At 33.5% G+C, this 22778-nt stretch carries 17 protein-coding genes; all 17 read left to right on the top strand.

Annotated elements, in window-relative coordinates:
* Nucleotides 1-113 precede the first annotated feature (113 nt).
* The 17 genes from nusB (at nt 114) to glgA (ending at nt 22549) form a co-directional block, all read left to right on the top strand.
* A complete protein-coding gene (gene nusB / locus KQI85_RS14135) occupies nt 114-512 on the top strand; it encodes a transcription antitermination factor NusB (RefSeq protein WP_216576714.1) in 399 nt (132 codons plus the stop codon).
* An 82-nt stretch (nt 513-594) separates the two neighbouring features.
* The gene (gene xseA, locus KQI85_RS14130) at nt 595-1827 is read left to right on the top strand and encodes an exodeoxyribonuclease VII large subunit (RefSeq protein ID WP_216576713.1); all 1233 of its coding nucleotides are present in this window, start codon (nt 595-597) and stop codon (nt 1825-1827) included.
* The gene (gene xseB, locus KQI85_RS14125) at nt 1811-2014 is read left to right on the top strand and encodes an exodeoxyribonuclease VII small subunit (protein ID WP_216576712.1); all 204 of its coding nucleotides are present in this window, start codon (nt 1811-1813) and stop codon (nt 2012-2014) included. Before xseA ends, xseB begins: the two co-directional genes overlap by 17 nt.
* Nucleotides 2004-2915 (top strand): polyprenyl synthetase family protein, encoded by a 912-nt coding sequence (locus tag KQI85_RS14120; protein WP_216576711.1) that lies wholly within the window; start codon nt 2004-2006, stop codon nt 2913-2915. The genes xseB and KQI85_RS14120 overlap by 11 nt, the downstream gene beginning before the upstream one ends.
* A gap of 20 nt (nt 2916-2935) precedes the next feature.
* Nucleotides 2936-4810 (top strand): 1-deoxy-D-xylulose-5-phosphate synthase, encoded by a 1875-nt coding sequence (gene dxs / locus KQI85_RS14115; RefSeq protein WP_216576710.1) that lies wholly within the window; start codon nt 2936-2938, stop codon nt 4808-4810.
* A gap of 1 nt (nt 4811) precedes the next feature.
* Complete coding sequence (locus tag KQI85_RS14110) at nt 4812-5618, top strand: TlyA family RNA methyltransferase (RefSeq protein WP_216576709.1); 807 nt, start codon at nt 4812-4814, stop codon at nt 5616-5618.
* A gap of 50 nt (nt 5619-5668) precedes the next feature.
* A complete protein-coding gene (locus KQI85_RS14105; RefSeq protein ID WP_216576708.1) occupies nt 5669-6532 on the top strand; it encodes an NAD(+)/NADH kinase in 864 nt (287 codons plus the stop codon).
* A 117-nt stretch (nt 6533-6649) separates the two neighbouring features.
* Nucleotides 6650-7105 carry an arginine repressor gene (argR, locus tag KQI85_RS14100; RefSeq protein ID WP_216576707.1) on the top strand — a complete coding sequence of 152 codons (456 nt, stop codon included), beginning with the start codon at nt 6650-6652 and terminating at the stop codon, nt 7103-7105.
* A gap of 53 nt (nt 7106-7158) precedes the next feature.
* The gene (recN, locus tag KQI85_RS14095) at nt 7159-8835 is read left to right on the top strand and encodes a DNA repair protein RecN (RefSeq protein ID WP_216576706.1); all 1677 of its coding nucleotides are present in this window, start codon (nt 7159-7161) and stop codon (nt 8833-8835) included.
* 199 nt (nt 8836-9034) lie between these two features.
* A complete protein-coding gene (spoIVB, locus tag KQI85_RS14090) occupies nt 9035-10297 on the top strand; it encodes a SpoIVB peptidase (protein ID WP_216576705.1) in 1263 nt (420 codons plus the stop codon).
* A gap of 214 nt (nt 10298-10511) precedes the next feature.
* Nucleotides 10512-12122 (top strand): hypothetical protein, encoded by a 1611-nt coding sequence (locus KQI85_RS14085; RefSeq protein WP_216576704.1) that lies wholly within the window; start codon nt 10512-10514, stop codon nt 12120-12122.
* Between the two features lie 294 nt (nt 12123-12416).
* Entirely contained in the window at nt 12417-12632 is a 216-nt protein-coding gene (locus KQI85_RS14080; RefSeq protein WP_216576703.1) for a hypothetical protein, read from the top strand.
* Nucleotides 12633-12849: 217 nt separating this feature from the next.
* Nucleotides 12850-13584, top strand: a complete 735-nt coding sequence (gene truA, locus KQI85_RS14075; RefSeq protein ID WP_216576702.1) for a tRNA pseudouridine(38-40) synthase TruA — start codon at nt 12850-12852, stop codon at nt 13582-13584.
* A gap of 515 nt (nt 13585-14099) precedes the next feature.
* On the top strand, nt 14100-17540 hold the full coding sequence (locus tag KQI85_RS14070; RefSeq protein WP_216576701.1) for a collagen binding domain-containing protein: 3441 nt from the start codon (nt 14100-14102) through the stop codon (nt 17538-17540).
* Between the two features lie 433 nt (nt 17541-17973).
* A complete protein-coding gene (locus tag KQI85_RS14065; RefSeq protein ID WP_216576700.1) occupies nt 17974-20034 on the top strand; it encodes a glycoside hydrolase family 127 protein in 2061 nt (686 codons plus the stop codon).
* A 182-nt stretch (nt 20035-20216) separates the two neighbouring features.
* On the top strand, nt 20217-21008 hold the full coding sequence (gene spo0A, locus KQI85_RS14060; protein WP_216576699.1) for a sporulation transcription factor Spo0A: 792 nt from the start codon (nt 20217-20219) through the stop codon (nt 21006-21008).
* A 104-nt stretch (nt 21009-21112) separates the two neighbouring features.
* Nucleotides 21113-22549, top strand: a complete 1437-nt coding sequence (gene glgA / locus KQI85_RS14055; protein ID WP_216576698.1) for a glycogen synthase GlgA — start codon at nt 21113-21115, stop codon at nt 22547-22549.
* Nucleotides 22550-22778 lie beyond the last annotated feature (229 nt).

The following is a 22778-nucleotide window of genomic DNA, read 5'->3' as shown; positions in this document are numbered from 1 at the left end:
GTATAAGACGCCCTTTTAGTATGACAATCATTGTAATGCAGATTAGATGCTATTATGCAATGAATTATATTAAGATAGTTTTAGTAATATGGCATGTGCCGCAGGAGGTTTATATGACAAGAAGAGAATATAGAGAACATGTTTTTAAGATGCTGTTTCGTGTAGAATTTCATGATCCAGAAGAGTTAGATGAACAGGATGTGCTCTATTTAGAAGATAGTGAAGAGCTTACAGACAGAGAAAAAGATGAGATAAGAGAGAGAGTAAGCAATATAATTGATAAAATCCCATATATTGATAGTAAGATTAATGAGAAGACACAAGGTTGGAAGACAGACAGATTTGGTAAAGTTGAACTTTCAATTATAAGACTTGCAATATATGAGATTGAATTTGATAATAAGATTCCTGCAAAAGTATCAGTTAATGAAGCAATTGAACTTGCCAAGAAATTCAGTGGTGACAATGCACCAGCATTCGTTAATGGTGTTCTTAAGAATTTTATAAACTAGAGCGTAAACCCCACTACCTTTAGGTGATGGGTAGTTCACAAAGGACTGATATAAGAGGACTGATTAATAAGAAGGAGATAATATGGGAAGCGTATATACTGTCGGACAGATAAATGGATACATTAAGAATATGTTTATGCAGGATTTTGTACTTAATAAAGTAAGCATAAGTGGTGAGATTAGCAACCTTAAGTATCATACATCGGGTCATATTTATTTTACACTAAAAGATAGCGACAGCACGATGGCGGCAGTTATGTTTGCTTCGAACAGACATACAGGACTTGATTTTAAGATGGAGAATGGTAATAAAGTTATTGTTACCGGAACTATAAGCGTATATGAACGGGATGGTAAATATCAGATATATGCTAAGAAGATAGAAAAGTCTGGTGATGGCGAACTATATCTTAGATTTGAGAGACTAAAAAAAGAACTCGAAGAGATGGGAATGTTTGCTACAGAATATAAAAAGCCTGTTAAAAAGATTAATCAGAGAATTGGAATAGTTACAGCAAAGACAGGAGCAGCCATACAAGATATAATTAACATATCTACAAGGCGTAACCCTTATGTGCAGCTATATCTATATCCGGCAATTGTTCAGGGTAGATATGCAGCACATAGCATAGAGAGAGGAATTAAGAAACTTGATTCAATGAATCTTGATGTTATAATTGTTGGTCGTGGAGGCGGATCATTAGAGGATCTGTTTGCATTTAACGAAGAAGTTGTCGCAAGAGCTATATTTAACTGTAATACACCTGTTATATCAGCAGTTGGACATGAAACCGACTTTACAATAGCTGACTTTGTCGCAGATATGAGAGCACCTACGCCTTCGGCTGCGGCAGAACTTGCAGTTATGGATGTAAGCATATTAGAGAGCTGTATAGATGGATATAAAAAGCAATATGCAGATATTATGTCAGATAAGATATACAGACTTAGAAACGAACTTGAACATAAACAACTTAAGTTATCGCATCTTTCGCCGTCTAATATGCTTAATGAGAGAAGAATGTATGTACAGAGTCTGTCAGACAGACTTGATGTACTTATGAAGAACAGGCTTGATTCTAAGAGACAGGAGCTTGTATTATTGTCAGAGAGACTTAATGGTCTGTCACCACTTAGAAAACTTAGTGAAGGCTATGCTGTTGTAGAAGATAAGAATGGGAATACTATATCTTCAGTTAACAATATCACAAAAGGTGACAGACTTAATATTCACATGGCAGATGGTATGATTGAAGCAACTGTTGATGATAAACATAATATAAAAAGGAGTAACCGCCATGGCAAAGACAATTAGTATAGAAGAAGCACTTAAGCGACTTGATGAACTTACAGTTGAACTGGCTAAGAATGATATATCACTTGATGAATCATTTAGGTTATACAATGAAGGATTAAAACTTGTAAAGATATGTAATGACCAACTGGATAAAGTAGAGAAGAAGATTATAATATTGGAAGAAGAGGATGCAGATGAACATTAATAACGAGATAAAAGAAAGAGTTAAATATATTGATGAAGTGATTAATGATTACCTACCTAAGGAAGAAGGTCATCAGGCACCGGTTATTGAAGCTATGAATTATAGCATATTAGCTGGAGGAAAGAGACTTCGTCCATTAATTATGAAAACAGTATTCAATATGTTTAGTAATGACAAAGATAGTGATGAAAAGATAAGACCATTCATTGCTGCAATTGAGATGGTACACACATATTCGCTGGTTCATGACGATCTTCCTGCTATGGATGATGATAAGTATAGAAGAGGTAAGCTTACAACACATGCCAAGTATGGCGAGGCATTGGGCGTACTTGCAGGTGATGGACTTCTTAACTATGCTTTTGAGACAGCTCTAAAAGCTTTTGATGTGCCAGATGTTTCAAAGACAGATGTTATAACAGCACTAAAGGTACTTTTTGGAAAAGCCGGAATATATGGAATGATAGGTGGACAGACACTTGATGTTGTGTCTAATGGAATGAATCTGTCTGAAGAACAGCTTGATTTTATATTCAGGCTTAAGACTTCTGCACTTATAGAAGCTTCTATGATGGTTGGAGCAGTTATGGCAGATGCAGGCAAAGAGAATATACTGAATATAGAAAAAGCAGCAAGACTTATTGGACTTGCATTTCAGATACAAGATGATGTACTTGATGTAACAGGAAGTTTTGAAGAGATTGGAAAGCCTATATTAAGTGATGAGAAGAATAAAAAGACTACATTTGTAAGCTTAAAAGGTCTTGATATATCTAAAAAGACAGTTAATAGAATGTCAAACGAAGCAGTTCAGATTATCAGGGAACTTGAATGTGATAACACATCAGAGAGAGATTTCCTTGTAGAACTTGTAATGTCTCTTGTTAATAGGAGAAGTTAATGCTTCGTTAGGAGGAAATAATGATACTTGAAAATATTAATAGGGAAAATGATATAAAGAATGTGCCACCAGAGAAATATAATGAGTTAGCAGCAGAGATAAGAGAGTTTCTGATTGATAAGATAAGTCAGACAGGTGGACATCTTGCATCAAATCTTGGTGTTGTTGAACTAACAATGGCTCTTCATTTATCTTTTGATTTGCCAAAAGATAAGATAATATGGGATGTAGGTCATCAGGCATATACGCATAAGATACTCACAGGACGAAGAGCAGGCTTTGATGAACTTAGAAGCTATGGAGGAATGAGTGGATTTCCAAAGAGAAAAGAAAGCAAGTGTGATCCATTCAATACAGGACATAGCTCAACATCACTTTCAGCAGGTCTTGGCTATGCTTATGCAAGAGATCTTAAAGGAGAAGATAATTATGTTGTCTCTGTAATAGGAGATGGTGCACTTACCGGAGGAATGGCGATAGAAGCTATTAATAATGCAGCCAATATCAAGAAGAACTACATAATGGTTCTTAATGATAACAATATGTCAATATCAGAGAATGTAGGAGCTTTGTCAGTTGTACTTGGCAAGATTCGAGGAGCATCGGCATATAATGGGCTTAAGAATAATGTTGCTAAGAATATATCTAAGATACCAGTATATGGTGATAGACTTGTTGAGACAATACGAACGACTAAGAGTGGCATTAAACAGCTTGTTGTTCCAGGTATGATGTTTGAAGATATGGGAATAACTTATCTTGGACCATTTGACGGACATAATATAGAACAGCTTACCAAAGCATTTAAAGTGGCAAAAAAGATAAATAATGCTGTTTTGGTACATGTTGTTACAAAAAAAGGAAAAGGATATGCACCGGCTGAAAAGCGACCTTCACATTTCCATGGAGTAGGACCATTTGTAAAAGAAACAGGATTGCCAAAAGTAAAAAAAGTTAATGCCAATTATACAGATGTTTTTTCAAAAATGATGATGGAACTTGGTGAAAAATATAACAATCTTGTCGCTATATCTGCAGCGATGCCAGACGGAACAGGGCTTAAGAGATTTCAGGCTGAATATCCGGACAGATTTTTTGATGTCGGAATAGCAGAGGAACATGCAGTTACTTTTGCAGCAGGCCTTGCAGCAGGTGGAATGAGACCGGTTGTTGCGATATATTCGTCATTTTTACAAAGAGCATATGATCAGATTCTGCATGATGTATGTATACAGAATCTTCCGGTAATATTTGCAATTGACAGAGCCGGAATTGTTGGTAATGATGGTGAGACACATCAGGGAATATTTGATTTATCATTTTTATCGCAGATACCTAATATGACAGTATTTGCACCTAAGAACAAGTATGAACTTAAAGATTTTATGCGTTATGCAATGACTTATGAAGCACCGATAGCAGTGAGATATCCACGAGGTGAAGCATACAAAGGGCTTAGAGAATTCTATGCACCTATCGAATATGGTAAGAGCGAGATGATATATGAAGAATCAGATATAGCATTATTTGCAGCAGGTAATATGGTAAAGACAGCTGTGGAAGTAAGAGATAGACTAAAAATGGCTGGATATAATGTAACACTTGTTAATGCAAGATTTGTAAAACCATTTGATGAAGATATGATTAGATATCTTAATAAAGAGCATAGACTACTTGTGACAATGGAAGAAAATGTTATATCCGGTGGAATGGGTATGGCTATAGCAAGGTTTATGAAAGTAGAGAAGATAGATATGGATCTTATCAATATTGCATTGCCTGATGATTATGTCGAGCATGGTAATGTTGATATCTTAAAAAAAGCATTAAAAATAGACAGTGAATCTATAAGTGAGAGAATTATGGAATACTGTGATACAGCTAAGGAGGATTAGAATGGCAAAAGAGAGACTTGATGTTTTGCTTGTGAACCGTAATCTGGCTCCATCAAGAGAAAAAGCAAAAGCAATTATTATGTCAGGTAATGTATTTGTAGATGGAGCAAGAGAAGATAAAGCCGGCTCAACATTTGCAGATACAGTTAATATAGAGATTAAAGGAAGTACATTAAAATATGTCAGCCGAGGCGGATTAAAACTTGAAAAAGCTATGGATGTATTCGGAGTAAAATTATCCGATAAGATATGTATGGATGTTGGTTCATCAACAGGAGGATTCACTGACTGCATGCTTCAAAATGGTGCAGAAAAAGTATACTCTGTAGATGTAGGACATGGACAGCTTGACTGGAAGCTAAGACAGGATTCACGAGTAGTAGTAATGGAGAAGACCAATATAAGATATGTGACACCGGCAGATATTGATGATGTTATTGATTTTGCAAGTATCGATGTATCATTTATATCTTTAACTAAAGTACTTGGACCAGTCAAAGAACTTCTTACTGATGATGGTCAGATCGTATGTCTTATAAAACCACAGTTTGAAGCCGGAAGAGAAAAAGTAGGTAAAAAGGGTGTTGTCAGAGATAAAGCAGTTCATATGGAAGTAATAGATATGGTGATTAATTATGCAATAAGTATTGGCTTTGAAGTACTTAATCTTGATTATTCACCTATAAAAGGTCCTGAAGGCAATATTGAATATTTATTATATATTAATAAACATACAGATGGCAGAATATATGAGAATAAAACAGTAGATATTAAGTCAGTGGTTGAAAAAGCACACGAAATGTTGTAGTATAAATATACAATTACAGCTTATTTTTGAAAGGTAATGAGGGCAGACTAATGGATAAGTTTTTTATAATTACAAACAAAGTTAAGGATGAAAAATTTGAATTTACATACGAAGTAATGAATTATATTGAGAAAAAGGGTGGTAAATGCGCAATGCAGTCACCAGATGTATCTTTGAAGAATACAAAGTATCAATATACAAATGCAGAACTTATCCCTTCTGATACTGAATGTGCTATTGTATTAGGTGGAGATGGAACACTTATCCAGGCAGCAAGAGATTTACATGATATGAATATTCCATTGCTTGGAATTAATATTGGAACTTTGGGTTTTCTTACTGATATTGAGAAAGAAGATACTTTTAAAGCTATTGATGCTTTGTTTGAAAACAGATATTTTATTGATGAGCGAATGATGTTAGAAGGCAATGCCTATAATATAGCTGAAGAACATATATATTCTAATGTTGCACTTAATGATATTGTTATTAATAGAAATGGTGCATTAAGAGTAATTGATTTTAAGATATATGTTAATGAAGAATTTTTTAACTCATATACAGCAGATGGTGTTATAATATCAACACCTACAGGCTCTACAGCATATAATCTGTCAGCAGGAGGTCCGATAGTAGAACCGGGAGCGAAGCTTATTGTAATTACACCTGTATGTCCACATTCACTTAATAAGAGCAGTATTATTCTTGGTGCTAATGATAAGATTGTTATTGAGATGTGTGATAATAAAGGCGTTGAAGAAGAGAGAGTGGCATCATTTGACGGAGAATTACATTGTAATCTTGTGAGTGGTGACAGAGTGGAGATTAAGATGGCAAAAGTTCATACACAACTTGTAAGAACACAGCAAAGAAGTATATTACAGACGATAAGCAAGAAGATGATAAATGGTTAAGTACATTATATAGACAAAGATAATAAAGAATATTATGTATGCTAAAAGTGATATAAGTAGTGAACATAACGATAAGTGGCTAAAGGCATAGCATACAAACAGGAATGGAGTAGGATAATGAAAATTGAGAGACATTCTAAAATAGTTGAATTAATAAGTAAGTATGAGATTGAGACACAGGAAGAATTAGCAGCATTACTCAACAAAGAAGGATATAATGTTACGCAAGCTACAGTTTCAAGAGATATAAGAGAGTTAAAGCTTACAAAGATGCCTGTTGAAGGCGGTAAGCAAAAATATGTTGTTATCCAGAATAAAGAAGGCTGGATGAGCGATAAGTATATAAGAGTATTACGTGATGGCTATGTATCAATGGATATGGCACAGAATATTCTTGTTATAAAGACTGTATCAGGTATGGCAATGGCAGTAGCAGCAGCTCTTGATGCCATGCAATGGAATGAAGTTGTAGGATGTATAGCAGGAGATGATACGATTATGTGTGCTGTACGCTCTGCAGATGATACATTAATATTAATGGAGAAAATAAAAAAAGTAGTAGCTACCAAATAAGAAAGTAAATTACAATTCTGACTGGTTTTTAAAAAGACCGAAGGAGGAAAAAAATGCTTTTAAATCTACATGTAAAGAATCTGGCACTTATTGAGGAAGCAGATGTCTATTTTCATAATGGACTTAATATATTAAGTGGAGAGACAGGTGCAGGTAAATCTATCATAATAGGTTCTGTTAATATAGGACTTGGAGGAAAAGTACCAAAAGATATTATTCGTAAAGATTGCGATTATGCTTTGGTTGAACTTCTCTTTCAGATAGATTCGCCAGAGAAGATAAAGAGCCTTAATGAATATGATATTGATGCCAAAGATGGTCAGATATTAATAACAAGGCGACTTATGAATAATAAGAGTATAATTAAAGTAAATGGTGTGACATGTACAGCGTCAATATTAAGAAAGATAACAAGACAGTTAATTGATGTGCATGGTCAACATGAACACCAATCATTATTATATAATAATACTCATCTTACAATTCTTGATAAATATGCCAAGAATGAACTTATAGTGTTAAAAGAACAATTAAAAACTGAATATAAGATATATTCAGAATTAAGAGACAGGCTTTTAGAATTTACAACAGATGAAGATGAGAGATTAAGAGATATATCATTTACACAATTTGAGATTGACGAGATAGAGAATGCAAGACTTAAGATTGGTGAAGATGAAGAATTAGCAAGGCTGTCAACTAAGATAAGCCGTTCAAAGAATATATTATCAGGGCTTTCCCAGGTAGATGAACTGATTGGTAATGAAAGTTCCACATCAGCTTCTTATGCTATCGGTCAGGCTATAAGAGAAGTTGCAAAGCTTGCAGAACTAGATGATGAGCTTGCATCCGTCTTTTCACAGCTTGAAGATATTGAAGCATTACTTAATGATGTTAACAGAGATATTAATATATATACTTCTAATATGGAATTCAGTGATGAAGAATATGAAGAGATTATTGAGCGTTATGATTTGATTAATAATCTTAAAGTAAAATATGGTAATACAATCGAGGATGTGCTTAAATATCTTGAAGAACGAAAAGAAAAGCTTGATCTCTTGGTTAATTATGAAGAGAAAAAAGCTGAGACAGAAAAGCTATACAAAGAACAGGAAGAAAAAGTAAGAGCGCTATGTGAGAAGATATCAGATATTCGAAAAAAGAAAGCAGAACTTTTGTCAAAAGACATAAAAAATGCACTTATAGAATTGAATTTTCTTGATGTACAATTTGATATAGCATTTGAAAAGACAGATAATTATACTGCAAATGGATATGATGAGATAGAATTTCTTATATCGACTAATCCAGGTGAGGAGATGAAACCACTTGCAAAAGTAGCTTCAGGTGGTGAACTTTCAAGAATTATGCTTGCTATTAAGACTGTTCTTGCAGATAAGGATGAGATAGAGACGCTTATATTTGATGAGATAGATACAGGTATAAGTGGAAGAACAGCTCAAAAAGTATCGGAGAAACTTGGTATTATAGGCAAGAACAGACAAGTAATTTGTATAACACATCTGCCACAGATTGCATCGATGGCAGATTATCATTATCTTATTGAGAAGAATGTTGTTAATAATTCAACAATAACATCTATAGAAGAGCTTGATAATGAAGGGATGATAAAAGAGCTTGCAAGATTACTTGGAGGAACTGTGATAACAGATGCAGTAATCGAGAATGCAAGAGAGATGAAAGCACTTGCCGATAAAACAAAATAATGAAATTATCTGTTATGATATAGATGATGAATTTATCTATTGATAATATAAAGTGATGAGATCATATGTTGATAAAACAAAATAATGTATTATATAATTACAAATACACATAATAAGAGAGAAGAGATTCTCTCTTATTTTTTTTGGTTCGTTGTCAAGAGCTATTCACTATAGTATACCAGAAAGGATGTTATATAATATGAAAAATCAAAAGTGGTATCGAGTTATTTTAAAACTGCTTGCTACATCAGGTATATTGCTTATTATATTTTTTTCAGACAGATATATAAAAAGTAGTATTCCTGATACACTTACGTTTGGGGCAGGAACAGAACAGCATATTGATCTTAATGTACCGGTACTTGGAACTTTTGATTCTAAGTATATAGACAGCGAAGTATACGTGGATCTTGCAAAAACAATTAATATTAGAGGACAAAAAGAAGGCAATTATAAGATAAAGTTTAAATTGTTTGGACTCTTTGATATTAAAGATATAGATGTTAATATTGTTGATACAAAAGAAGTTATGCCACTTGGAATGCAGACTGGAATATATGTGGAGACATCAGGTGTTCTTGTGGTAGGAACAGGTGAGATTACAGATTATCTTGGTAATGTATGTGAACCTGCAAGAAACAAATTGAAAAAAGGAGATTATATAATAAGTGCAGATGGCATTAATGTGTATACAAAAGCAGAACTTGTAAAACTCATTAATGAATCAGAACAAGACAGTATGGTGCTTAAAGTTAGAAGAAATGATGAGAATATAGAAGTTATGCTTGAGAGAATTGAAGATATTAAAGGTATATATAAGCTCGGAATATGGGTAAGAGATGATACTCAGGGAATAGGAACTTTGACATATATGGATTCAAATGCTAACTTTGGAGCATTAGGACATGGAATAAGTGATGTTGATACAGGAGAACTTCTTGAGATAGAAAAAGGAGAATTATATAAAACGAATATTTTTTCAGTAATAAAAGGAAAGATTGGTGTTCCGGGAGAACTTGTTGGTAAAGTTATGTATGGCGATTCAAATTATCTTGGAATTATAAGAAATAATACAGAACTTGGAATATTTGGGACTCTTGATAGTAGAGCTGTTAATGAACTTAAAGAACAGAGTATATGTGATTATATGCCGGTTGGATATGCTTATGAGATAAAGAATGGTGAAGCGAAAGTTATATGCTGTATTGATGATATAATCTCTGAATATGATATAGACATTCAAAAAGTAGATATTAATGATAAAGGCAATAAAGGAATAGTATTCAAAGTTACAGATGACAGACTTATTGAGAAGACAGGAGGAATAGTACAGGGGCTTAGTGGAAGTCCAATAATTCAAAATGGAAAAATGATAGGAGCTGTTACACATGTATTTGTAAGTGATCCGACAAAAGGCTATGGAATATTTATTGAAAATATGTTAAGAGGTTCGACAGAATGAGAAGATAGAGTGATATTATATGCATATTAACTATGTTAAGGTGCTAAACGTTATAAATTTGCGGCGAAAACCCACACGCTTGCGTGTGGGATGAAAGCCGTTTTTCTTTGACTTGACAATGACATAGAATAGATATAAGCTATGTATAAATAAAACGCAGTAGGACATATAAGCGAAGCTACAGTAATTAAGTACATTGAGGAACAGAAAAGCCATGAGTGACAAAGAATACAACAAAATTCTGAAACAATATCATAAACTTTCTGACAGGCATATTTTGGTTGTTGAGACCGATATGCCTTATTACGATGTGCTTAAAGTTGTGGCTCTTTCTGATAAGATACGCAAAGCAGGCAATGAGCTTGTTAGTCTTATGAGAAAGAATTATGACCAACTTCTGCGTACAAAGAGATACCGTAAATTACTATTTCTGTATGGCAGCACCAAAGATAAAGATAAACGCAAAATTTATGCTAATCAACTTAACGAAATGCAAAAACAATTTAATGTTACATGGGAATATTGCAGAACATCCATGATACCGATAGGTAAGAAATATGGTATAGACGCTGTATTCGCACTGACGAAAGCCGAAGATATTTGGCGAGGTATCGAAAAATGCTTATATGGTAATGGCAATGCTATTCATTTCTCAAAATATGGAGAACTGCCTTGTATCCGTGCAAAACAGATAAATCGTGGCATTCCAGTGTCTGTAAAAGATGACAGACTGCAGTTCAAACTTGGTAAAACCACTTTCGGAATCCAGGTAAATGACAGATTTCAACAGGACGAAGTAAATGCCGTTTTAACATATCTTGCCGAACCTGAGGTTGTGGATAACAAAGCGGTAAATACCTTCATAAAAGATGCTTATTGCATAGATACATACAGACCTTGCTATGCTACGCTTGTTCCTAAAATAATACGAGGTAAATACAGGGTATATCTGCATCTTACTATCGAGGGTAAAGCAAAACCAAAATATGATAAGCATGGCAATCCTCGTCACAAGTATGGTAAAGGAATGATAGGTGCCGATATTGGTACACAGACTGTTGCTTATACATCTGACAAGGAAGTCGGTTTAAAGAATCTTTCAGAACGTGGTAACAGCATACAAACTTCTGAAAGAAAAGAACGCCTGCTCTATCGTGCTATGGACAGGTCAAGACGAGCCTCTAATCCTCAAAACTACAATGAAGATAGTACTGTTAAGAAAGGTCGAAAGACTTGGACATATTCAAATCATTATAAGAAGCTGAAAGCAAAACATTTTGAATTATGCCGTATCAATGCAGTGAACAGGCAACTTGCAATAAACGAAGATGCCAACCATTTACGAAGTCTCGGAGATATATTCGTCACAGAGCCAAAGAACGCAAGCAGGCTTATGAGACGAGCCAAAGAAACTACCAAAAACGATAAGGGCAAGTTCAATAAGAAAAAGCGTTTTGGTAAATCTATAAAGAACAGATGCCCTTCTGGATTTCAGACTACAGTGGAAAAGAAATTCAAGGCAACGAGTGGCACATATATAGAAGTACCAAACAATTACAGAGCTTCACAGTACGACCATACAGTTGATGACTATATCAAAAAGAAACTGTCTGACCGATTGTATAAGCTACAAGATGGTACGGAAGTACAAAGAGATTGGTATTCATCATTCCTGCTCTATTGCTACAACCATAAGACGCAGGATATAGATAAAGATAAATGCATTACAGAATTTGATAATTGCTGCAAGAAAGAAAAAGCCCTAATCACATGGATTAAGGCTCATAAGATTAAAGTATTAAACAGTGGAATTAAAATAGCTTAACAACTTAATAATAAGGGAGATTGACTGTACTTCCTTGCTGAAAAACAGAAATTTACCGTTAATGTGGTCGACGGACTGCTTGGTAATGAAAGTCCTGATTCAAATAGATTTACACTTGTAACTCCAAAGCCTGCAAATGGTGTACGATTACAAGCTACACTTGACAATCAGAACCCCATTGGCTTGCCAGTGGGAGCAGTCAGGTTGACATATTAGCCAATATGATTGATAATTAGTCTGATATTAAAAAACAGATTTTTCTTGGAAAAATGACAGAAAAAGGAGCGATTAATTATGATTACAGCAATTATCGTATTACTTACGTTAGCAATATTTAGCAATATTCTAAAGATAGCGTTTAAAGCATCATGGGCAATATCAAAAGTTATTGTTACGCTTATTGCACCAATTGTTATTATAGCACTTGTAGTAGCAGGCCTTGTATATGTGGCAGTTCCATTACTTATAATTGCAGCAGTTATAGGACTTGTTAAGACTGTAGTAAGATAATATAAAAATCCCCGCAGTCAATTTGAGATGATAAGAACTTCTCAAATTGACTGTGGGGATTTTTATATTTGCACAGTTTAATATCTGATGATATATTATTAAGAGCAGATTTGCCAAATCTAATAGTGATTGATCAATAAAATTACGAAGTGGAGAAACCAAGATTAGAAGAGTTTAATCAGTTAAATTATAAACTAAAAGATATGGAGAAATTAAGATGAAAAATTATAAATTTACAATAATGTATGATGGGACGAGGTACTACGGATGGCAAAAACAGCCGGATCAGAATACAATTCAGGGTAATATGGAGAAAGTTGTAAGCGAACTTTGTGGTGAAAAAACAGAAGTATTTGGTGCAGGAAGAACAGATGCCGGAGTGCATGCAAGAGCTATGTGTGCTAATGCAAGATTTCATACAAGACTTAATGAAAAAGAGATAAGAGATGAACTTAATAGACTTTTGCCGGATGATATTGTAGTAACTAATGTTGAAAGAGTCAGTAATAAGTTTCATGCCAGATACAGTGCAACAGGTAAGACATATTGTTATACATGCTATTATGGTGAGAATAAACCTGTATGGAAGAGACGTTTTGTTAATTGTCTTGATAAAAAACCGGATCTTGAACTTATGAGAAGAGCAGCTAAGGTTCTTCAGGGCGAACATGATTTCAAAAATTTTAGTATTAATCCACAGATGAAGAAATCGACAGTAAGAATTGTAGATAGAATTGATATAAAAGAAGAAAATGGATATTATAGTTTTTCTTTTCATGGAAATGGATTTTTGCAGAATATGGTAAGAATTCTTACAGGAACGCTACTAGAAGCGGGATATGGGAAGATTACTACAGAAGATATAATAATGGCACTTAATAGCGAAGAAAGAATGAAAGGTGGTCCGACAGCACCTGCACTTGGTCTTTGCCTTGAGAAAGTCGATTATTAGTAGAAAATTGGATATTAGGAAAATGTAATTATTAGAAAGCCAGATATTAAGGAAAGCCAGATATTAAGGAAAGTTATATATTAAAGAAAGTCAGATATTAAGGAAAGTTATATATTAAAGAAAAGCCAGATATTGAGAAAAATTAGGTATTAAGAAAAGCCAGATATTAAGGAAAATTAAATATCAAAAAAATTAGATATAATGTAAGAGGTAATGACAGAAGATAGATTATAGAACAAAACAATATAAATTGTAGAATGTTATATGATTAACTTTGGATATATTAGAAAACTGAAAAACTAAATATTACAAAATAGTATATATACTTGCGTAAAATTTAGGAAAACAAAATACAATATTCAGTTTCTTTTACTAATAGCCGAAATAATATATTTTAAAACAACTTTACTAAAGTAAAATAGTATGATATGATGTCAGATATGGAAAAAATAGTCGGTGATTAACTTAATTATCAGACAGCAATAGGTAACATTATATTAGGGGGCTGAAACAAAATGAAAAAACGCTTTAAAAGACTTGTGTCACCAGTAGTAGCAGTGACACTGATCGCAGGACTGTGTAGTGTCGGTAATGGCATAATAACAGCGGCAGAGAGACAAAAGATAATCGGAAATACTCCAGTAAAAGTAGTGACAGCGGGGAATAAGACCGTATTATCCTATGTAGGAGATATTGTTGATGAAGCAACTGTCAAATCAGGTTCAGTGGCAAGTACAAAAGAACAAAACAAATACGTACCATTTTCGGTTGATTTAAAACTTGATAATGAACAGCTTGATGAAGTGCGTGATGAACTCGAAGACGGAATGGAACTTGTATATACATGTTCATTTGCAAAGAGTGACGAATATCCTATATCAGTAGGTGAGACCGATAGTGGTGATTTGCTTACTGCGACAGGTGAAGACTATGGTGATTATGAGATTATAACACAGGATGACACAATAGACATTAATATTATTCTTGATGGCAAGAGTATATATGATCTTGAAGATGTTGCATGTGGATGTAAGTTCGCACTCGATGTGTCATCAGATGCCAAAAAACATACAAAAACAGAACTTACTTATGAAGAAAATGAAGATGTCTACAGATTATCTTATATCTATGATGATAAAAAACAAGATGAAGAGCTCAAATCTTATGAGATATCCAAAGTGGGAGAAGTAGAGGGTAATACAATTACATATACAATTAATGCTGTGACTAATGAAGCAGGTGTTTCACTTGCAGGTAATACAATTACAGATATGCTTCCTGATGAACTTGATTTTGTATCAGCAAGTGCAGAATTTTATGATGAAAATGGAGTATCAGAGACAGAAGAAGTTAGCGAAGAAGCAGTATCAGAAGATGTTATTAATTATGTTATACCAGACAGACAATATAATATAAAAGAGGTAGTACTTACTATAAAAGCAGTACTTACATCAGATAAATATATTGAATATGTTGAGAATAGCAAAGATGGAATAGAAGTTAATAATACAGTTAGTCTATATGCTAAAGATTCAGAAGAAACAACTGAAAAGAAACTTCTTGCAACAGCCGAAGATACAAGCAAGATATTTGATAATACAGAATTTTTTGCGAAATCCGGAGCACAGGCAGGTTATTATGGACATAGCATGCAATGGGAATTAAAAGGTAATACATATTTTACATATTGTGAAGATGTATATGTAGTTGATTATATTCCTGATACAAAAAGCCATGTATTTAGTAATGAAAAGCCAATAACTATAACATATGATAATTATGCAGAACATAATTATAAAGGAACACTTACTGATATTGGTGAGTTTGAAAGTGAAGAATATTCATATGATAATATGAGTATAGATACAATCAAGAGCCTTGAACTAGAAGGACCATCATATTATACATATGGCGATGGCCAGGTGCTTATAATTCCTCTTGACTCAGAAGCATTAAATAGTCCTTTTACAATTAAGTATTATACAGATATTATTGATATAACAGATAATCTTACAGAAGGAGTGGATATCTCTAACAGTGCAAGAATTCTGTGGGGAAGTGCACAAAGTGGAGATGGAATTATAGGAACTATTCCAGAAGGCAATGCAGATGTGACAAAGACTCTTTATTTTAGAGCAATTAAGAAAACTGTTAATGGTGATTACAATCCATATACACAGAAAGTTAAATTTGATATCTCAATTAACGAATGTGGTAATCTTCTTGGCGAATCAGATTATACAATTGTAACGGATGATTTGACAGATGAAGGTATGGAGTATACCGGAGAGATATCTACAGTACTTAAAGAGATTGCAGGAGATGGTCTTGCAACTGAAGTTACACTTGATAGAGTTGATAGTGAAGAAGAATGCCGTAATAGAGAATTTTCTTATTGCATATCAGAAGATAATAAGATACTTCATGTTAATCTTGGCAATGTAGACGCTACAGAAAATTATATAATTACAGTTGAGACAAAAGTTACATCACCTGAGAAACTTGCAATGCAAAAAACAGGTCTTGTACTTAGTAATACAGCAAGTGTTGAGTATGGGGATCAGATAAGAGAAGCAACAGCTTCACTTGAATATTCAAACAGACTTATATCAAAAGAAAATGTAGCTGATGGATATGATTATGCAGCCCATGGTAATAAATGGAAGTTTGTTGTTAATCCATATAATCTTCCTCTTGAGAATATCAAGATTAATGATATTCTTCCTGATGATACCTCAACAGTTGTTGTTGATATAGTTGAGATTAATGATAGGGAATACAGATTAGGCAAGAGAATACCTCTTCCAACAGTTGAAGGAACAACTGTAAATGGTTCTTTTGAAGTTGCTAATGTACTTATATCATATACAGCTTCAACATCTAATATTGAATTACAGATAAAACCATTAGATGACAGCATTGATATTAAGAATGACAGATATGACATATATTATACAACTGAGTTAAAAGAAGATGCCAGAATAAGTGAAGACTATGTTGTTAATGGTGTTACAGTAGAGAATAAAGCAGTTCTTACTGGCGATATAGAAGGAGTACCTTTTAGTGATGGCAATGTAGCATCTATTGAAGTAAGTGCAAAGCAGAATGATAATCTTGTACCTGTTACAAAATCAGGAAAAGAAACATTCTACAATGAAGCAACTGGTGTATTTGAGACAGATTGGTCTATTGAACTTAACAGAGATAGTGTTAACTTTGCAGGATATACAGTAAGCGATATCCTTGCAGAAAACCTTGAATTATATCCAGATACATTTAAAGTATATGAAGCAAAAGTAGCATCAGATGGTTCATTTGAAAAAGGTGAACAGATTAGTGAAGATAAACTTTTAGAACTTGTAAAAGATTATGACAGATTTTCTTTTAAGATTGGCAGTGAACTTGCGAGAACTCCATTGGTTGTAGAATTTACAACTGCTGTTTCTAAGATTACAGAGTCTGGTGAACAGACTATAACTAATGCAGTTTCACTTATAAAGAATGGTAAATCAATGGTACTTGATGAGAATATAACAGCTGATAGTGTATATTATACAGATTTTGATTCAATAGGATATGCTTCAGGTATTAAGATTAAATTAAAAAGAAATGAAGTTCTTCCAGAAGAAACAACAAGAGAAACTCAGGAAGAGACAACAACTGCAGAGATAACAACTGCAGAGATAACAACCAAGAAGAATGAAGAGATTAATGCAACAGAAGATACTGGTGTGCTTAATGAGAATATAACTAAGAAACCAGAGATTCTTGCAACAGAAGAAGAGAATACTGATAAGAATAAGAATACAGGTGTAATCGGAGCAGGCCTTGTAAAAACAGGCGATGATAGCGTATCACCAGTAGTAATGTCAATAATTGCAATAGTATCATTAGCAGTTATAGTATCATTGCTTGTATATATGTCTAATCAGCGTAAGAGAAAGAGTAACAAATAATATATGAGTAATATAATATCTAACAAGATTATATATGTAGTCAGATAGTGAGAGATATTCATATATAAAATCCTTTCGTTTGTCATAGGCGGAAGTCCACTACCTTTAGGTGGTGGGGAGTTGACAGTGATGCCTTACATCATATAGAATATCAATTATACATATTTTAATAAAATATTATAACGAAACTTAAAAAAGATTGATGAATATATTGTAATTCATCAATCTTTTTGTATAATTAAAATAGTTGACAAAAAACTAAAAACAAAATAAAAAGTGAAAGCTAGGAATGTATAACTAGAAAATTGACAACCGGGAATGTAAAACCTGAAAAAATGAAACTAAAAATGAACAAAATTATGGAAATCATGGAAATGAACAAAATCATGGAAATGAACAAAATTAAAACTAAAAACGCCAAGGGGGAAACATTTTGAACAAGAATAATTATACACATACACTTACAATATCAGATGTTAAGGTTAAGGATGAATTCTGGAGTAATCAGATAAGACTGATAAGAGAGAATGTAATTCCATATCAGTGGGATGCACTTAATGATAGAATTCCTGAAGCAGCGAAGAGCTTTTGCATGAGAAATTACAGACTTGCAGGTGAACTCATTAAGAGAAGAAAATCAGGTGAAGTGACACCGGTATTTCCGACAGATATATTTGAAACTTTACCTAAAGATTATGATAATCTTGAAGATAAATTCTATGGATTCGTATTTCAGGATAGTGATTTTGCAAAATGGATAGAAGCAGTAAGTTATTCACTTAACAATTATCCGGACAAAGAACTTGAAAAGATTGCAGATGAAGCGATTGATATAGTATGTGCAGCTGCTATGGATGATGGATATCTTGATACATATTATATCATTAATAATCCGGATAAACGTTTTACAAATCTTAGAGATCATCACGAGTTTTATTGCTTTGGACATCTGTGCGAAGGTGCAGTAGCATATTATGAAGTAACAGGCAAAGATAAATTGCTTAATGCTGTGAAAAAATATGCAGATTTGTTATGTGAAAAGTTTGGTCCGGCTGATAATCAGATACATGGATATCCAGGACATGAGATTGCTGAGATGGCACTTATCAGATTATATAATGTGACAAAGGAGATTAGATATCTTAATCTATGCAAATATCTAATTGATGAGCGTGGAAAAAGACCATACTATTTTGATATAGAGCATGGAATTAAAGATGACAAAAAGAGCGAACGTTATCAGTATCATCAGGCACACAGACCGGTAAGAAGACAGGATGAGGCTGTTGGACATGCAGTAAGAGCAGTATATCTATACTCAGGAATGGCAGATCTTGCAAAACTTACTGATGATGATGAATTGTATGAAGCATGTGAGAAGATATTTAATAATATAATAAGAAAAAAGATGTATATAACAGGTGGAATCGGTGGAACTCATATAGGTGAAGCATTCTCATTTGAATATGATCTTCCGGATGATACAGCTTATGCAGAGACATGTGCTTCGATAGGACTGGCTTTTTTTGCAAGAAGAATGTTAGAGATAAGACCGGATTCTAAATATGCGGATACGATGGAGAGAGTATTCTATAATGGAATATTAAGTGGTATGGCAGAAGATGGCAGGAGCTTTTTCTATGTTAACCCCTTATCTGTTGTTCCAAAAGCATGTCATCTTGATGAACGTAAATTTCATGTCAAACCAATAAGACAAAAATGGTTTGGATGTGCATGTTGTCCGCCTAATATAGCGAGAATTATAGGATCTTTTAATACATATATCTATACAGAAAATGAAGATATATTATTCTTCAATCTATATGTAAAAAGCGAGTTTAAGAGAATTGTTAATCAAAAGGTTCTTAATATATCAACGGATGCCAATCTTCTAAAAGATGGAAATGTAAAGATTACAGTATTAGCAGATGAACCTGTTAGGACAACTTTGGCATTAAGAATACCTTATTGGTGCAATAATATATATTCACTTAAGAATGTGACTGATGATGAGATTATTATAAAAGATGGATATATATACATTACTAAGATGTTTGAAAAAGAGACAGTAATTGAAGTCGATTTTGATATGAAACCGGCGATTGTCAAGGCAGATAGACGTGTGAGAGAAGAAATAGGTAAATATGCTGTTGTAAGAGGTCCGCTTGTATATTGTATGGAGGAAGCTGATAATGGTGCAAATCTTCATCTGATTGAGTTGTCAAAAAAGGCTGAACTTACTGTTTGCGATAATGATATTTTTGCCAATAAGACTAAGAAAATTATTGCTAATGGAAGAAAAATAAGACTTGATGATGATATTAACAATGACAAAAAACAGTATTTAGACAATAATAATAGACAATTATATTATGATGCAGACATTGAAGATGAGTATGAGCCATTTGATATTACGTTTGTTCCATATTTTCAATGGGCGAATAGAGGGGAAGGCGAGATGAGTGTGTTCGTAAGAGGATATGAAGAAGCATAATTATATTTTTTACTTGAAATTGCATAGATAATGTATACAAATAATGGAATTGAGTATAGAATATATGTCGAATAGTGTCGTATGTTGCGAGCATTAATTCTTGCAAGATATCACTGTATAAAGGTATAATGTTAAATATAGAAAATATATAGTAGAAATATGCAGGGAGGAATTTCTTTAAAATGGCGAGATTGAATGTGGCAATAGCAGATGATAACGAGAGGATGAGAGAACTTTTATACAACATACTAAAGACAGATAACGACATTGAAGTAATTGGGGATGCAAGAGATGGCAATGAGATAATAAGTCTTATTAAGAAACAGGAACCGGATGTAGTGCTTCTTGATCTATGTATGCCGGGAAAAGATGGAATAAATGTAATAGAAAATGTCAGAAATGATAAAGACATAAAGAAAGTTCCGGTATTTATTATGGTATCAGGGGTTGCAAAAGACGAGATTACAGTCGAAGCATTTTCGAAAGGAGCAGATTATTATATAATAAAACCTTTTGATAATGAACATCTAATTGCACGAATTAAACAGTATGGGGATAAGGAAGCAAAAAAAGATATCGCTGTTGTTACCGCTAATGTGAATATGAATATGCCAGAAAATGACAGAAGAATTGAGACAAAAGTGACAGAGATAATACATGAACTTGGTGTTCCTGCACATATAAAAGGATATCAATATCTTCGAGATGCGATTATTATGTCATATAATGACAGTGAGATGTTAGAGAGTATCACAAAGATTTTGTATCCTGCAATAGCTAAGAAGAATGCAACAACACCAAGTCGTGTTGAAAGAGCAATAAGACATGCGATTGAAGTGGCATGGACAAGAGGAAAGATAGATACAATTGACAGTATATTTTCATATACAATTAATAAGTGCAAGGGAAAACCGACAAACTCAGAATTTGTAGCACTTATTGTAGATAAACTCAATTTGGAACGAGCAAATTAACAATTTCTTAAAATTGTACATAATATTTCTTGTTTTACCTTTAATTTATTTATATTATAAGGTATAATAAGAGGGAGATGTAAAAGTATGGGAGGAATTGTGGAATGAAGAATGTTTTATTTATTACATCAGAAGCTGTACCTTTTATTAAAACAGGTGGTCTTGCTGATGTTGCGGGCTCATTACCAAAATATTTTGACAAGGAGAAATATGATGTAAGAGTTATATTGCCAAAATATATGTGTATGAAACAGGAATATAAGGATATGCTTAGATATAGAACGCATTTTTATCTTGATATTGCATGGAAAACACAGTATGTTGGCGTACTTGAGACTGAATATGAAGGTGTGAAATTCTATTTTATAGATAATGAATATTATTTCAGTGGTCAGGCACCTTATGGCGATACAAAGTGGGATATTGAGAAATTCGCTTTCTTTAGTAAAGCAGCACTTTCAGCTATGCCATTACTTGATTTCAGACCGGATATTGTGCATTGCCATGACTGGCAGACAGGACTTGTGCCTGTATATCTTAAGGAGAGATTCCATGAAGGCGAATTCTTTAGAGATATAAAGTCGATAATGACAATACATAATCTTAAGTTTCAGGGTGTATGGGATATTGATACAGTTAAGAATATCTCAGGACTTTCAGAGTATTTCTTTACACCAGACAAGCTTGAATCATATAAGGATGGTAATCTCTTAAAAGGTGGTCTTGTATATGCAGATAAGATTACAACTGTAAGTGAGACATATGCACAAGAGATTAAGACTGATTTTTATGGTGAAGGACTTAATGGTCTTATGTGTGCTAGATCTAATGATCTGTGGGGAATTGTTAATGGAATTGATTATAATGTATATAATCCGGCGACAGATAGATATATAGTCAAAAATTATAATCAGATTACATTTAGAAAAGAAAAGATTAAAAACAAGAGAGCACTTCAGGCTGAACTTGGACTTGAACAGAATGATAAAGTATTTATGATTGGTATTGTATCAAGACTTACTGATCAGAAAGGTTTCGATCTTATCCAGTGTGTTATGGACGAACTTTGTAATGATGCTGTTCAGATAGTTGTTCTTGGTACAGGTGAGGCAAGATATGAGAATATGTTCAGACATTTTGCATGGAAGTATGGTAATAAAGTATCAGCTAATATCTACTATTCAGAAGAGATGAGTCATAAGATATATTCTTCATGTGATGCATTTTTAATGCCTTCATTATTTGAACCATGTGGATTAAGCCAGCTTATGAGCCTTAGATATGGAACTGTTCCGATTGTAAGAGAGACAGGTGGATTAAAAGATACTGTTGAACCATATAATGAGTACGAGAGCAAAGGAACAGGTTTCTCATTTGCTAATTATAATGCTCACGAGATGCTTTCAACAATAAGATATGCTGAGAGAATCTATTATGATAGAAAACGTGAGTGGAATAAGATTGTTGACAGAGCTATGAAAGCTGATTTTTCATGGAAGACTTCGGCAAAGAAATATGAAGAATTATATGATACACTGTAGTATAATGCAAAGTATGTTGTATAGGTTATTATACATAAGTTAAAGTGTATAGATTAAAAAAGACAGATGAGCAATATATGTAATTAACTCATCTGTCTTTTTAATGGCTCTTTGTCAAGAGCGGGGGTAAAATCCCATATTGGAAACCTGGTGCATAAGCATCAGGTTTCTTTAATATAACTAAGTCGTTGATAGCAAAATTCTATTTCTAAAATTCTCAAAGTTACGG

The organism is Falcatimonas sp. MSJ-15 (assembly GCF_018918265.1).
GTDB lineage: Bacteria > Bacillota > Clostridia > Lachnospirales > Lachnospiraceae > Falcatimonas.
The sequence above is the reverse complement of the archived record's forward strand: the minus strand, read 5'-3'. Positions and strand labels throughout refer to the sequence as shown.